At 57.2% G+C, this 14,845-nt stretch carries 12 protein-coding genes; 4 read left to right on the plus strand and 8 right to left on the minus strand.

Going from position 1 to position 14,845, the window contains the following annotated elements; translation table 11 throughout:
* Positions 1-661 precede the first annotated feature (661 nt).
* Both AC6I8I_RS12885 and AC6I8I_RS12890 read left to right on the plus strand, forming a co-directional pair.
* Positions 662-865, plus strand: a complete 204-nt coding sequence (locus tag AC6I8I_RS12885; protein WP_312055421.1) for a hypothetical protein — start codon at positions 662-664, stop codon at positions 863-865.
* Positions 866-936: 71 nt separating this feature from the next.
* On the plus strand, positions 937-1,653 hold the full coding sequence (locus AC6I8I_RS12890) for a 4'-phosphopantetheinyl transferase family protein (RefSeq protein ID WP_312759659.1): 717 nt from the start codon (positions 937-939) through the stop codon (positions 1,651-1,653).
* A 157-nt stretch (positions 1,654-1,810) separates the two neighbouring features.
* Here the strand turns inward: AC6I8I_RS12890 and AC6I8I_RS12895 are convergent, their stop codons facing one another.
* The 3 genes from AC6I8I_RS12895 to apbE form a co-directional block, all read right to left on the minus strand.
* Complete coding sequence (locus AC6I8I_RS12895) at positions 1,811-3,463, minus strand: multidrug ABC transporter permease/ATP-binding protein (RefSeq protein WP_312055419.1); 1,653 nt, start codon at positions 3,461-3,463, stop codon at positions 1,811-1,813.
* Between the two features lie 96 nt (positions 3,464-3,559).
* Positions 3,560-4,201 carry a DNA oxidative demethylase AlkB gene (gene alkB, locus AC6I8I_RS12900; protein ID WP_312055418.1) on the minus strand — a complete coding sequence of 214 codons (642 nt, stop codon included), beginning with the start codon at positions 4,199-4,201 and terminating at the stop codon, positions 3,560-3,562.
* Positions 4,201-5,250 carry an FAD:protein FMN transferase ApbE gene (gene apbE / locus AC6I8I_RS12905; RefSeq protein ID WP_497827930.1) on the minus strand — a complete coding sequence of 350 codons (1,050 nt, stop codon included), beginning with the start codon at positions 5,248-5,250 and terminating at the stop codon, positions 4,201-4,203. The genes alkB and apbE overlap by 1 nt, the downstream gene beginning before the upstream one ends.
* Before the next feature lie 180 nt (positions 5,251-5,430).
* Between apbE and AC6I8I_RS12910 the strand changes: the two genes are divergently transcribed.
* A complete protein-coding gene (locus tag AC6I8I_RS12910) occupies positions 5,431-5,541 on the plus strand; it encodes a response regulator (protein ID WP_312055416.1) in 111 nt (36 codons plus the stop codon).
* Positions 5,542-5,691: 150 nt separating this feature from the next.
* Positions 5,692-5,868, plus strand: a complete 177-nt coding sequence (locus AC6I8I_RS12915) for a hypothetical protein (protein ID WP_162836812.1) — start codon at positions 5,692-5,694, stop codon at positions 5,866-5,868.
* 39 nt (positions 5,869-5,907) lie between these two features.
* Here the strand turns inward: AC6I8I_RS12915 and ompC are convergent, their stop codons facing one another.
* The 5 genes from ompC to AC6I8I_RS12940 all read right to left on the minus strand — a co-directional run bounded on the left by ompC (position 5,908) and on the right by AC6I8I_RS12940 (position 14,556).
* Positions 5,908-7,020, minus strand: coding sequence for a porin OmpC (ompC, locus tag AC6I8I_RS12920; RefSeq protein WP_312056722.1), 1,113 nt, complete (start codon positions 7,018-7,020; stop codon positions 5,908-5,910).
* 599 nt (positions 7,021-7,619) lie between these two features.
* Positions 7,620-8,789 carry a beta-barrel domain-containing protein gene (locus AC6I8I_RS12925; protein ID WP_312759654.1) on the minus strand — a complete coding sequence of 390 codons (1,170 nt, stop codon included), beginning with the start codon at positions 8,787-8,789 and terminating at the stop codon, positions 7,620-7,622.
* On the minus strand, positions 8,786-10,945 hold the full coding sequence (locus tag AC6I8I_RS12930) for a type I secretion system permease/ATPase (protein WP_312056724.1): 2,160 nt from the start codon (positions 10,943-10,945) through the stop codon (positions 8,786-8,788). Before AC6I8I_RS12930 ends, AC6I8I_RS12925 begins: the two co-directional genes overlap by 4 nt.
* Positions 10,946-10,973: 28 nt before the next feature.
* Positions 10,974-12,329, minus strand: coding sequence for a TolC family outer membrane protein (locus tag AC6I8I_RS12935; protein WP_312056725.1), 1,356 nt, complete (start codon positions 12,327-12,329; stop codon positions 10,974-10,976).
* A 307-nt stretch (positions 12,330-12,636) separates the two neighbouring features.
* On the minus strand, positions 12,637-14,556 hold the full coding sequence (locus AC6I8I_RS12940) for an Ig-like domain-containing protein (protein WP_497827931.1): 1,920 nt from the start codon (positions 14,554-14,556) through the stop codon (positions 12,637-12,639).
* Between the last annotated feature and the right edge of the window lie 289 nt (positions 14,557-14,845).

The following is a 14,845-nucleotide window of genomic DNA, read 5'->3' on the forward strand; positions in this document are numbered from 1 at the left end:
CAGCCATAGAGGCTTATGTCGCCCGCCCGACGGCTATTGCGCAATGCCAGACGGTACCTGACTCGTCAGCGTGAGTCTCGTCTCTTGCCCAGCGTCTTATCCGCCGTTGAGCCGCAGCAATAGCGCTTTCACAGAATTAAAGCGATGCGGCGTGGCGCAGAACAGTATTCTGCTCTGCTGCGTCCAGGCGCGGGGAAAACGTCATGCGAAGCGAAATAGCGGCTTTTTAGTCATCAACCGGTCACGTAGCTCGCGCTCTGGGTATTCCGATCTATACTGAAAAGCGTGTGGGTAACGATAGGAGAGTTCATGACAGCAATCGAAAAAGACGATCCAACCGAAGCACCAGAGTCCGGCGATAAGCAACCAACTCCGCCAGACAAGAAGTAACCCACTAAGGCCGCGCCAGACGCGGCCTTTTCTATGGTCTATGGCTGTAGCCGCGGTGCCAGGTCGGTTGTTGCCCGATTGCCGGATATCTTCCCGCACTCGCCTGCTCAGCCAGGCAACATCCTGCGCGCTTTCAGGCAGTTACCTGTTGCAGTGAAATCCAGTCTGCCTCACAAAATAAGCACAACGCGACGCCAATTCATCAAACTGAAACAAAAATGTCACAAAAATTGCCTACTCTGGTCTCCCCTGAAATTGATGGATAATTTTTATGGCGATCAAAGCGAAAAGCCTGAAGGATGCAGAAGCGTTATTGCATTCAGGCATTGGCAAAGTGGAACTGGCGTACGACATTGGCAGCGACGACTTCTTTCGTCTGGCGAGCCACTGGTGCGACCGCGGCGCTCGCATCAGTAAAGGTCACCACCATTTTGTCGTTTCACTGAAAAGTTTTGCTATTCCCCCGAACGACTGATCCCTGCGGTCGGCTTGCCCCGGCATCCCGCGCCTGATTTAATGCCCTTTTGGCTTTGATCACGGCACCGCATGCGCTATCCCGACGTTCCGCTGCCGCCTCCCGCAGGCGGCTTTATCCTTTCTCAGCACCTGAGCGACAGCGATCCCTGGCTGGCGGTGAGCCGCTTTGACCCGCAACACTACTGTGATGCCCTTGCCGTTGGGTGGGGACTGCCGCTGCCCGCTCGTCTGCAGCAGGCGGTGAAAAAACGCCGTGCCGAGTATCTCGCCAGCCGACTGCTGGCCCGCAGTGTGATGGCGCATCTCGGTATTGAGGATTTTATTCTGACCAACGCCGCCGATCGCTCGCCGTGCTGGCCCGCCGGCGTGCAGGCTTCGCTGTCGCACAGCGCAGGCGTAGTGGTGCTGGCAGCAACCCGTCAGCCTGGTGGTGTCGGCGTGGATGTCGAACAGCTGATGTCGGACGCAACGGCCAATGAAACCGCCGACCTGCTGATGAATTCTCAGGAGCAGCAACTGCTGCGGGCGCTGCCGATCGGCTTCAATGCTGCTGCCACCCTGCTATTTTCACTGAAAGAATCTCTTTATAAGGCGCTGTGGCCTCAGCTGCATCAGCCGATGGATTTTCAGCAGGCGGCGCTGGAAACGGTCGATCTCCGGCGTCAGTGCGCCACGTTACGGCTCACTCATCATTTCAGCGATCGCTTCACAACAGGGACCCGCTTGCAGGCGCAGTTTTTATGGCAGGACGATCAGGTGATTACCCTGCTGATGCAGCAGGCCTAAAAAAACCGGCTAAGCAATGCGGCTTAGCCGGGGTAAACACATGACGACAGAAGAAGTTTCAGGATGGCAGAGAGCCTGCTCTCTGCTGAATTCCAGCATAACCTGGTCGCCGCGCAGGCCGCTAATATGCCTTTTTGCTAAGCTTTGCCAGCCGGCATCAAAGCCCGGTATCGGTGCGTTCTACCGAGTCGAGCGTGGCCAGATCGCGTTCGCGGCCGGTCAGTTCACTCAGCTGCCCTTCCCGCATCTCCAGCAGCCGATCGGCGTGAATAAAGTAGTGATCATCGTGACTGATGGCGAATACCGTTTTGCCGGCCGCCTGCAGCCACGGCAGCAGCTCGCGATAAAAGATACGACGGAAATGCGGGTCCTGATCCGCCGCCCATTCATCCAGCAGCAGCACGTCCCGCTCTTCAGCCACCGCCAGCAGCAGTGCCAGACGTTTGCTTTGCCCTTTGGAGAGCTGCAGATTCAGCACCTTATTGCCTTCAATCTTCAGTTTGTCCTGCATCTTCAGCCGTTCCAGCCACTGCTGCACTAACGCCGGGTTCGCCGGAATGCCTTCGTGACTAATCAGCCGATCGAACAGATGTACATCGGTGAACACCGCTGAGAAGTGTTTACGCCAGTGATCGAGCCCGTCAGCGTCAATCGGTTGGCCATCCAGCAGCAGACTGCCGGACTGCGGCTGATAGAGACCGGTCAGCAGCATCGCCAGGGTCGATTTACCACTGCCATTACCGCCAATCAGGAACACCAGTTCACCGCGGCGCAGGGTCAGGTTAATCGGGCCGACCTTAAAGCCATTTTCACCGTAGTGAAAACAGACATCCCGTAGCTCCAGCGTCTGCCAGTCCGCTTTGGACGGAGAAGCGTGGAATTCGGGCTGATAAGGCGCCAGATCAAAGGCGTTGAGTTTGCGGAATGCCACCTGTGCGCTGAGCAAAGTGGGCAATGCGCCGACTGCCGACAGCAGCGGCGTGCGCAGAAACAGCAGCGTCAGGGAAAAGGTCGCCGCCACCGCCGTGTTGGCCCAGCCGAGGCTGTTGGCCATAAAAAAGACCATGCCGATGGCGCCCAGCGTCATGATATTCGACCAGTTCACCGCACTGAGATGATAGGTATCGGCCCGCACGATATGGTGCCGCCAGGCGGTGGCATCTTCCTGATAGACGCTTTCATAGATCTGACGGGCGCGCTCGCGGTTAAGCTGCAGCTCTTTGCGTCCGTCAATTACCGTCTGGTAGTCACGATAGAGGTGATCTTCGATTTCACGCAGCTTCGCCATGTGCTGATACACGCGCGACACCAGCATCCAGCCGCCCACCAGCGTCACGGCCAGCCAGCCGCTGGTCACCAGCAGCATTTTGGGGGACAGCCAGGCCAGATAGATTGCTGAACCCAGGGTGATAATGATGCCCTGAATCAGCTCCGGCAGACGCACAAAAGCCAGGGTAATGGCCCGAACATCGCTGGTGAGACCGGCCAGCAGTTGCGCGCTGCCGAGTTGCTCAATCCGCTCCACCCGGGTATCCAGAATGCGTTTGATAAATTCACCGCGCATCCGCCAGACAAACTGATGGCCCAGCATCGTCAGCGCCAGCTGAGAGGCCAGCGTGACCGCCATCAGTACCACCAGCTGCAACAGAAACTGCGGCAGTACCGCATAGGAAGTATTGATCGCGACGATCATTTCGCGATTGATGAAGGCGATCATGCCAATCCCCAACACCGCACTCAGCAGCGTCAGGGCGATAACCCCGATAAAAGGCCAGCGAAACTGGCGAAAAACAACGCTTAACAACGTCATGCAGACAATCCAGCAGTCAAAAAACAGCCTGCAGTGTAATGTGATGCAAAATGATAGCAATAGTTATTCGCACTGCGCCGCGCGCGGCAGGACGAATCAAAAGGCGCGGCGGAAGGTCAGGTTATAGCGCCATGCGCCGACCAGCGGATGGACGCCCGGCTTGAGCGGCAGGATACCGTGATAACGCAGGCGAGACGGGCCGCCCCATACCACAATATCGCCATGCTCCAGCAGCACCCGCTGGGTGGCGTCACCACGTTCAAACCCGCCAAACTGGAAGACCGCCGGTAATCCCAGCGAGACTGAGACGATCGGCTGCCGCAGATCTTTCTCATCTTTGTCCTGATGCAGGGTCAGCTTCGCGCCCGGTTCGTAGCGATTGAGCAGACAGGCATCCGGATTAAAGCCGGGAAAGCCCGCTTCACGCGCCGCAGCCTGCGCCAGGCTGCGAAACAGCGGCGGCATCGGCGGCCACTTGCGGCCGTTGAGGTTGTCCTGCTGCTGATATTGATAGCCGCGTGAATCCACTGACCAGCCAAAGTCGCCGCAGTTGGTCATCGCCACCGACATGCGGTGCCCGCCCGGCGTAATGCGATGCGCAAACGGATTCTGGTCGGCGATAGCCAGAATCTGCTGATAGAGCGCTTCAGCCTCATCGCGCGCCCGCCGGCGCAGGATCACCGCCCCGTCAGCCAGCGGTTCCTGCCACGGTTGCTCTTCGCTAAACAGATCTAACATCAGGGTGCTCCTGTCGACTCGGGTTTAATCAAAAAGGCGGCAAACTGCGGTGACATCCAGCTGACGAAACCGTCCCCTTCTTTACTGATCAGATAGACCGCCAGCTGCTGCTGGATCGCCAGCGCTTTGGCTTTTTCACTGCCCAGCACCATCAGCCCAGTATCCCAGCCGTCGGCCTCCAGCGCGGTGGTGGCAATCACGGTTGCCGAAACCAGTTTATGCTCAATCGGCCGGCCGGTTACAGGATCGATGACGTGAGAAACGCGCTTGCCGTCCAGTTCATAATAGTTGCGATAGCTGCCGGAGGTGCTGATGCCGTGTCCCTGCAGATCGACCCGCGCCTGCACCGCATTCTCACGGTCAGTCGGCTTTTGAATGGCGACCCGCCACGGCTGGTGCCGGGCGTTAAGCCCGCGGCTCAGCACCGCCCCGCCAACCGAGACCAGATAATTATTAATCCCCAACTGCTCCATCAGGCGCGCCAGATGATCGGTGGCGAAGCCCTCACCTACCGTTGAGAGATCAACATATAACCCAGGCAGATCCTTTTGCAGCCACTGGCCGCCCGCGCCCTGCACCACCCGCAGATGCTGCAGACCGGTCTGTGCTTTGGCCGCCGCGATTTCCGCCTCATCCGGCGTCCGGGTCGGCTGTTTTGTCGGGCCAAAGCCCCACAGATTAACCAGCGGTCCGACGGTGATATCCATCGCTCCACCGGTTTTAGCACCAATGCGCAAGGCGAGCGTGACGATATCCGCCATATTCTCGCTGATCGGCTGGGGCGTCAGTTCACTGCTCTGATTAAAGCGCGACAGCACCGATGTGGGCTTCCAGGTAGAAAGCTCAGCGTCGTCACTGTTGAGCTGCTTCTGAATGCGCTGCTGCAGTGCGGCTTTGCGTTCACTGTCAACGCCCGCCAGGCTGACCCGCCAGACCGTGCCCATGGTTTTGCCTTCCAGCACCATCGATGAGGTCGCTGCTGGTTTATCACAACCGGCTAACAACAGAATGGCAAACGGTAAAGACAGCAGATTAATCTGATACCTCATCAATCCTCACTTGTAAAAATTTATCTATTCCTGCTACAAAGCATAAATCGCTGGTAAAGAGCGTAAAAGAGGGTTGAATCCGGCGGCTAATGACGACAGTATCAACCCGTCATCTACTATGCATCCGCCCGTAACCGGGCGATTTACGTTTAACGGTTTGGTTTAATTAAGGAGTAGCAGATGATCTACGTGATTCTTGCCATCGCCCTGAGTCTGTTCATTTTCAGCAGCTACAAAGTCTGGCATCAGCGTCGTCATCGTCACATGGCCCTGTCACGGGCGCGCCATTAGCCTGCAGCGCTGCACCTGAACGGGGCAACGGCCTCATCATAATGTGCGGCAAGTTTACCAGAAGCGGCGGCAGAGCCGTGGCTATCAGAGCGGTAAAGCTGGCATGAATTCTGCACTGTTGAAACAGTGTTTATCTCTGAGAGGTGCAGAATGAAAACGTCACAGAACCTGCAGGCGGCCTGGCATCAGTGGCTGAGCTTTTCAGCCTTTTCTCTGGCGGGCGTGGCTTTTGAAGGTGCCCGATTTGGCAGTGTGGTCTCGCCGGTCACGGCAGTCGCGAAAGCGAAAAAGTGGCGAACGGCAGATGAGATAAAGGAAAAGGATTAGTGACTCAGGTGCGCAGCCCGCGCTGCGCACCTGCACAAATCAGAACTGGTAAACCAGACCCAGTGCCACCACGTCGTCGGTATTAATACCGGCTTGATCGGTGAACTGGTTGTCATCCAGCAGGTTGATTTGGTAATCCACGTAGGTGGACATGTTTTTGTTGAAGTAGTAAGTCGCGCCTACATCAATGTATTTCTTCAGGTTTTGTTTACCCCAGCCCTGCACATCGGTGCCGCGTGAGGTGACATACGCCAGCGATGGACGCAGGCCGAAGTCGAACTGATACTGCGCCACCAGTTCCCAGTTTTCCGCTTTATCCGCATAACCAAACACCGGCGAATTACTGCTGCCGAAGCGGGTTGCGTTGTAAGACTTGGTGTACATCGCTGCCAGATAGATGTTGTTGGCATCGTATTTCAGACCGCCGGTGTAGGCTTCTGCTTTGTCGCCACGACCGAGGATACCCGCCTGGTTGCCGTTCTGGTCGTTGGTACGGTCAGACTGGAAAGCTGACGCACCGATACCAAAACCGGAACCGAGATCGTAAGTGGTGCTCAGACCCCAGCCGTCACCGTTCTGGCCCAGCACATCACGACCGTTGGGTGATTCATCGCCATTGCCGTTTTTGCCCTGATACTGCACCGCAAAGTTCCAGCCATCGACCAGGCCGAAGAAGTTGCTGTTGCGGTAGGTCGCCATACCGTTGCCGCGCTGGAACATAAAGTTATCCGCGCCATAGGTATCACCACCGAATTCCGGCAGCACGTCGGTCCATGCGCCGATGTCGTAAGCTACGCCGTAGTTACGACCGTAATCGAACGAACCTGCATCGCCAAACTTAATACCGGCAAAACCGACGCGGGTATAGCTGTCAGCTGTACCTTCAGATTCTGCATTGTTCAGCGCCGCCTGATACTCCCACTGGCCGTAACCGGTCAGCTGATCGCTGACTTCGGTTTCGCCTTTGAAGCCAAAGCGGACATAAGACTGATCGCCGTCAGAACCATCGTTATCAGAGAAGTAGTGCAGACCATCGACTTTACCAAACAGGTCTAATTTGTTGCCGTCTTTATTGTAGATTTCAGCTGCGTTTGCCGATCCTGCTGCGACCAGCAACGCAGGGATCATCAGGGAGAGAACGCGACGTTTCATTTTATTACCCTCTGTAATGTGCCTTTATTATTTGCCACTGCGAACTGAATGATTAAAAATTCAGCCGGCAAGCCATTGTTGTTTTATAACGGGCAATAATCCATCACGAAAATGCTACTAAATTTCCAAAACTGTTTCATAGTTCGAAACAGTTATTTCTGAATGTAAGTTTTGGGGAACTAATAACCAGCACGTATCGATAAAAAATATGGCACAAAAAGCCAACCTGATTTCGCATCCTTGGTTATCAACAGGTTATCTCGGAATGCTCTGAAGCACTGAATGATAAAACTTATGCGTCATCAGGCAATACAATAGATCCCGCTATCATCATTTATTTCATTATTACCTTCATTCACCCCGAATGAGATGTTTACCCTAATTTCCCGCCGGACAAGTTTGTCCGGCATTTTTTTTGCCTGCGATCCGCCGTTGCGATTGGCGTAATGTAAACATGGTTTTCCGCCGTTAATTAACTTTATTACCTGGCCGCACAGAAGGTTAATTTCCGCCCCTCCTGACGCTTATCTGGCGATATATCCGCCCACTTAATTTATCACCGTAACTAAGCAGGCTGCGATAATATCCGGATCGTGATTTCAGCGTTCGCGCAGTGATTCTTTAACTTTATTCAGCGGCTTAAGCAGGTAATCCATCACTGATTTCTGGCCGGTTTTAATTTCAACATTGGCCACCATACCGGGCACAATCGGGAATTTGCGCCCGGCGCGGTTAGTCAGTTCCGCTTTTTGGGTGCGAACGTAGACCCGGTAGTAGTATTGATCCCGCTTAACCTCATCCTGCAGCGTATCCGGCGAGACGATTTCAACCTCACCCGGCAGATCGCCATAGATAGAGGAGTCGTAGGCGGTGATTTTGACGATGGCTGCCAGACCGGGACGAATGTAAGCGATATCGCGTGGATTGATACGGGTTTCAATCAGCAGTTGATCTTCCAGCGGCACGATCTCCATCAGCTTGCCGCCCGGCTCCAGTACCCCGCCCACCGTGGTGACCTGAATATCCTTAACGATGCCGCGCACCGGCGAGTAGAGCGTGGCGCGCGTCAGCTGGTCCTCTTTACCCGCCGCCACCTGCAGCTGCGCATCAAGTTCAGCGTTGTTTTTCACCTGCTCTTCGTGGGCGCGCACCAGATAGTCATTGCGCGCCTCGTCGATTTTGCCGCGCAGGTCGCTGACCTGACGGCGCAGCCGGATCACCTCGACCTGACCGGCTGCCCCTTTGGCGACCAGCGGCTCGGTCAGGCGCAGCTCATCCTGCACCAGCTTGAGTGACTGCTGCAGGTTGCTGATAGTTTCCGTCAGGTTGCGCCGCCGGGATTCATACAGCTGCCTTTCCCGCGTCACCAGCTGCGGCTCCTTCAGGGTTTCCGCGCTGAACTGCAGCGGCGTGCCTGACAGCTCCGCATCCAGACGCTCCGAGGAGGCGCGCAGAGTACGCACTTTAGCCTGCGCTTCACCGAAGTTAGACTGGAAGCGGGTCGGATCGAGCGTCGCCAGGATCTGCCCTTTCTCGACAATATCGCCTTCATGCACGTTGAGCTGTTTGACGATGCCGCCGTCCAGACTGTCAATCACCTGCGCGCGGCTGGATGGGGTCACTTTACCGGTGCCGACGGTCACCTCATCCAGAATGGCGAAGTGCGCCCAGATGAGGAATATCGCCAGCGCCGCTGTGCAGAGCCAGATAATGGCTGAGGTACGGCGTTCATGGCGCGCCAGATCTTTATCAATCATCACCAGGCTCATGCAGCATCTCCTTTATCCGGCCCTGCCGCCGGTTGGGCGGCCGGAGTCGTGGCGCGGCGCAGGATCGCGTCACGCGGCCCATCGGCCACAATCCGGCCGTTATCCATCACCACAATGCGGTCGACCATCTTCAGCAGCGCCGGACGGTGCGTCACCAGGATCAGAGTACGCCCGCTGATCCAGCCCTGGAGCTGACGGATCACATGCTCTTCCAGCTGCTCATCCATGGCGGCGGTCGGCTCATCCAGCAACACCACCTGCGGCTGGCGCAGGATCATACGGCTCAGCATCACCATCTGACGCTGCCCGCCGGACAGCCCGCGCCCGCCTTCATTAATAATACGATCGAGACTGGCCGCATCCTGCTGTACCAGCGACAGCGCGCCGCTAATGCGCAGCGCCTGAAGCATCTCCTGTTCGCTGGCGTGCGGATTACCCAGCATCAGGTTTTGCCGCAGCGTGCCAAAAAACAGTCGTGAATCGTGTGATAACCAGCCGAGCTGGCGGCGGAGATCGATCGGATCGATGCGTTCAATGTCTACGCCATCAACAATCACCTTGCCCTGGCTTGCCATCGCCTGACCGGCGAGAATTTTGAGCAGGGTTGATTTCCCGGCCCCGACTTTACCCAGAATGGCAATCTTCTCGCCCGGTTTGATCTGCAGCTGCTGCACGTTGAGAACGTTCTTTTCATTCTCTTCGTCGTAGCTGTAATGCACATTACGCAGATCGTACTGGCCGGTCAGCGTCGGACAGTGCGCCAGCGTTGCCGCCTCGGGCTGATCGAGCGGCTTCTTCAGCAGCTCATCCAGCCCCTTCATCGCCATTTTGGCGTGCTGCCAGCGGGAAAAGACCATAGTAAGCTGCATCAGCGGCGCAATGGTGCGTGACGAGAGCAGGCTACAGGCGACCAGGGTGCCGGTGGTGATTTGCGAGTCGAGTACCAGATAGACGCCAAACACCAGCATGCCGGCATAGGTAAGCTGCTGCACCGTAGCGGCCCAGCCGGTCAGCCGGGCGCCCCATAAGCGTTGCTGGTTACTGATAGCGGCGCTGACCTCATGGGTCTGCTCCCACTGACGCTGAAAATAGGGTTCCGCCTGCAGCGCTTTGATATCTTCAATGCCTTCAATGGTTTCCACCAGCACTGCATTACGCAGCGCCCCTTCGCGCAGCCCCTCTTTGGCCAGCCGAGCCATCGGGATCTGCACCAGCATGCCAGGGATCACGATCAGCGGTATCGCCGCCAGCGGAATCAGCACCAGCCAGCCGCCGATAAATGACATGATAAACAGGAACAGGATAACAAACGGCAGATCGGCCGCTGCGCCCACCGTGGTGGAGGTCAGCAGTTCACGTACCTGATCGATTTCACGCAGCTGCGAAATGAACGAACCGGTCGATTTTGGCCGCGCTTCATTGCGGATGCTCATCGCCCGGGCGAACAGCATGGCAGAGACTTTCAGGTCGATGCGTTTCCCCATTAAGTCGGAGACCTGGGTGCGCATCAGGCGGATCAGATACTCAATCGCCGCCGCAATCAGCACCCCGACAAACAGCACCCACAGCGTGGCCTGCGACTGCGCCGGGATCACCCGATCGTAAACCTGCATCGAGAACAGAATGCCGGCCAGCGCCAGCACGTTGCCGATCACCGACGCCAGCGAAATCTCGGTGATGCGCCGGCCCATGCCGCGAAAATTCTTCCAGAACCAGTGTGGCTCATACGGCTGGACGAATTCGTCGATGCGCGCATCGCGGCCGCGCGCCGCGACGCCAATCACCCCGACCTCGCCCTGAGCGCGGGCCAGCAGTTCGGACAGCGCGCCTTCGCGCACCACGTCGCCGCCTTCACTCAGCCAGTAGCGCGCGCTGCCGTCCGGGTCGATCCCTTCCAGCACCGCCACGCTGCTGTTTTCCAGCACCAGCACCACCGGGGTGATCTCCTGACGCCAGCGCAGCTTATTCTGCGGCACCATGGTCAGGTGCAGTCCGAGCAGCCCGGAGAGCCGTTCCAGCTGCTGCGCCACCGGCAGATGTTCAAACCAACGCATCTGCTGGCGCAGAGTCTTGCCGTCGGCAGGTTTACCGAACCGCGCAGCCACGCGCAGCATGGCGGCAATCCAGTTATCGGTATTCAGGTTTTGTGCGCTCATGGTTAATGCCTTTTAATGCGAAAGCTCGCTATTGCAGCGAAGGAAGGAGATCGCCGCTGCTGCGCTGACGATCGATACCCAGGATATCGAGCAAATTGTCGACCGCAGCGGCATAGCGCACGGTGGCATCCCAGCCATCGTAAAGCGCGGTGATGCGTGAGCTGTCCGCCTGAAACACATCCTGTTCCACGCTCAGCAGATCGTTCAGGCTGCGTTTACTGAGACGATACTCATCGGCATAGACGTTGCGGGTGTGGTCAGCACTTTCCAGCTGCACTTCACCGGCTGCCTGACGTTGCTGCGCGCCAATCATGTCGGCGTAGGCGGTGGAGGCATTCTGATTGATGGTGAGTTTGGCCTGCTGCACCGCCGCCTGTGCGGCTTCCCGATCGCCCTCGGCGGACTGGGTTCGGGCATTGACCATGCCGCCCTGATAAAGCGGCGCTTCAACCTGCAGCTGGACCTCATCATCCCAGTAAGACTGGCGATCGTTTTCATAGCGGGTACGGCCAGCCTGAACTTTGATGGTTGGCCAGTGGCCGGACTGCGCCTGACGCACCCGCTCGCGCGCGGCTTCCTGCTTCGCCTGGGCGCTGCGCACCGCGGCGCTGTTGGCGTAGGCGATTTTGTCGAGGGTGATCTGCTGATTGAGCAACGCCTGCGGCAGCTCAGGCAGGGTCGCCGGCACCACGCCGGTCAGCACCGTCAGCTGGGCTTTGGCTGAACGTAGCTGCGCCCGATACTGTTCCAGCGTGGCGTGCATCGCGGCGATACGGGTTTCCGCCTGTAACACGTCCGACTGCGAGTTGAGTCCGGCGTCGGCGCGCAGGCGGGCGATGTCACGCACCCGCTCCAGTGAGGCGATATTGGTGTGGGCGGTTTCCGCCAGCGCCTGGTAACGTTTGACTTCCAGATAGGCCTGCAGCGTATCTTCCGCCACGGTGGTCATCGAGTCGAACAGGCCAAACAGGTAGGCCTCTGACAAGGCGTGCTGCTCGTCGATAGCACCGCCGGTGCGGCCAAAATCGTACAGCAGCTGGCTGAGCATAATGCCGCCGGAGCCATTGTTATTCAGGCTGCCAGCGGAGTCGGTCTGATGCGATCGACCCGCCGCACCCTGCAGTGAAATCTGCGGATACCAGGCACTTTTTGCGGCGTCGAGATCGCCTTCGCCAACGTGGATTTGAGCCGCCGCTTGCGAAATTTTCGGGTTGCGGGCGAAAGCGCGGAGAATGGCGTCACGCAGCGTTAAGGTAGCAATCTGCTCTTCGCTGGGAGCAGCACGCCAGTTAAATTCAGCTTTGGGCAAGGGTGCGGCAAAAGCCGCAGGCAACACTACGCCATTCAGGGCGCATAATAAAAAGGTCAGTCGCGCTTTGTTCATTATGTTTACCAACAGGGGTTCTTATCATCATGGTGTTTTCCCGGTGAACAAAGAGTGCAAAACGGTGCGCCGTTGCGGGCTTTCGCCTCGTCAGACTGCATCAATTAATTTATGGTTCGTAAGCCAGACGCTAAACGACCTTTAACATTATTAGATCATATCCCGCGCTTCTTCCTGCTAAATATCGATGAAATAATTAATTATTTTCTTAATCGAACAAAATTTAATCGATGATGTTACGCCTACCAATCCAGACGGGCTTAACAAACCCGTCCGGAAGGCAGTACGTTAACTAATGTGTTTTAACTCAGACCAGCGGATGAACGGCGGGGTGTTGCCATAAGTGATCGGCGAGGGTGTAAGGGGAATCGGTTACCAGATTGCTGTCGTGCGGCGCAGCCACAGCGGCAGACGCCTTCGCCGCCGGCAGCGTTTCATCTGCCGCAGTGGGGCTGAGATTATCCAGTAGCTGATCGACCGTCAGCAGATTCAGCGTGGCAGCAGCGTCAGTATGCGAGGCAACCGTCACGGTCTGGCTGGCACTGGTCAGATTGCCGGCACTGTCTTTGGCGCTCACCGTCATCTGATACTCGCCGTCGTCCAGCGGTGCCAGCTGTCCGGCCAGGATGGTCAGCGCCCAGCCGCCGTCTGCTTTCACGCTGGCGCTGTAGTGCTGATCGCCGAGGGTTAACTGCACCAGGCTGCCAGGCTCAAGGTGAGTCGAACTGCCCTGAATCAGGTGCCAGCTGTTCACATCCGCAGCGTCAATCACATTGTCGTCGAACGGCGTATCCAGCGTCAGGGTCGGACGCTGATGAGTTGCCACGGTGAACAGGCTGCTGTTGGTCTGGGTGTCGCTGTTGCCATACTCATCCCAGCGATGATAGGTGACGGCGACCGGTCCCTCCGGCAGCGCCTGCAGATCGCTGGCGCTGAGGGTCACCATCCCCTTCGCGTCCGGCTGGTAGGTTTTGCCATTGATCTCCAGCTCATTAGCGCCCTCAACATACAGGCTGAGATCGTGCTGCGCCTCCTGATAGTTGAGGATCATATCGCCGCCGATATCCATTTCGACATAGATCGGGATAAAGCCGGTTTTGATATTCAGTTCATGGCTGGCGTCGGTATAGTTGTTGGCACCGTCAATCGACCAGGCGCGGATCTCGCCGACATTAATAAAGGCGTGCACATCCGCTGCCGGGATCACCACCTGCCAGTGTCCATCCTCACTCAGCGTGGCGGCATAATCTTTCTCATTGGCGCCGGTAATCACCAGCCGATGGCCTGGCATCACGGTCGAGAGCGTGCCGCTCAGCAGTAAATCCTGCTGGGTTTCCGCCAGATTGATCACATCATCCGCCGTCACCTTATCAAAGCTAATCTGCGGCAGGCTGCTCAGGTGGGTGATCAGCGTCAGCTGATGGGATTCAGTGGTGGTCTTGCCATTGGGATCTTTCGCGCTGACCGTCAGACTGTAGACGCCATCCTGCTGCGCGTTGAGATCGCTTTCGTGAAAGGTGCCGGTCCATTTGCCATCGCTGCCGACAATCGCCGTGGTGGTGATGCTGCCCAGCGTCAGGGTCACGCGTGCGCCAGCGGGCAGATGGGTGCCGCTGCCGCTGATGTCGACGCCATACACGCTTTCCTCGATGTTAACCGCGTTATCGCCGCTGATGGTGTCCACCGTCAGAGTCGGCTTAAGGCTGCGGTCGGCATAGAGACCAAAATCGACCGTGGTGTCGGTGCTGTTACCGGCTTTATCGGTGATGGTCAGCGTCAGGGTGTGATTGCCGTCCGGCAGCCCTTTCAGCACTTCGGCCGGCATTGAGGCGTTCCAGTAGCCCCACTGATTGACAGTGCTCTGCCAGCTCTGATCGTTGAAGGTCAGGGTGACGGTTGATCCCGCCTCCCCCACCGCCTGACCGCGCAGATGGACCGGGTTTTGCACTTCCCGGTTGGCGATCACCCCATCGCTGGCGATCGGTTCATACGGCCGCAGCGCGGCGGGCGGCTGGGTATCTGCGGCCGCGGTAACCGCCAGCGTGGTCAGCCCAATCGCCGGACTGAGCGCGCTGTCGGCGGAAAGATCGCTGGTCGGCGTCGCGATGGTCGCTGTTACGGCCGGCGCAACGCTGCGTGTGGTGCTATCGGGAACGGAAAATTCACTCACTGCTGCCTGAAAAATGGATTCGAGCCGGACGGCACGAAACGTATCGCGCTGGGACATAGGTAACCTCAATTCAGAACAGAAACGCAGGCGCAAACCATCAGATAAACTGATCGTTAAGGTTGGCGCAGTTATGTCAGGCAAGCGTAAGCTGCCCGTTTCCGCTGGTCGGAACCGGTTACCCGCAGGTAACAAGGATGAATGAATAGGCGACTAAAAAAGCCGCTAAAGAATTTTAGATGTCAGATTTTCTGCATTAACCGGCGTGACGCCGTTTGCTGCCCCTACCCTAATCTTTCACTCTGCTGATGAATAGTGGCGAAAATCTGGAAAATGGAATTATCACGTC

The sequence above is a fragment of the Pantoea sp. X-Soil-YNGN-775 genome, from assembly GCF_059730575.1.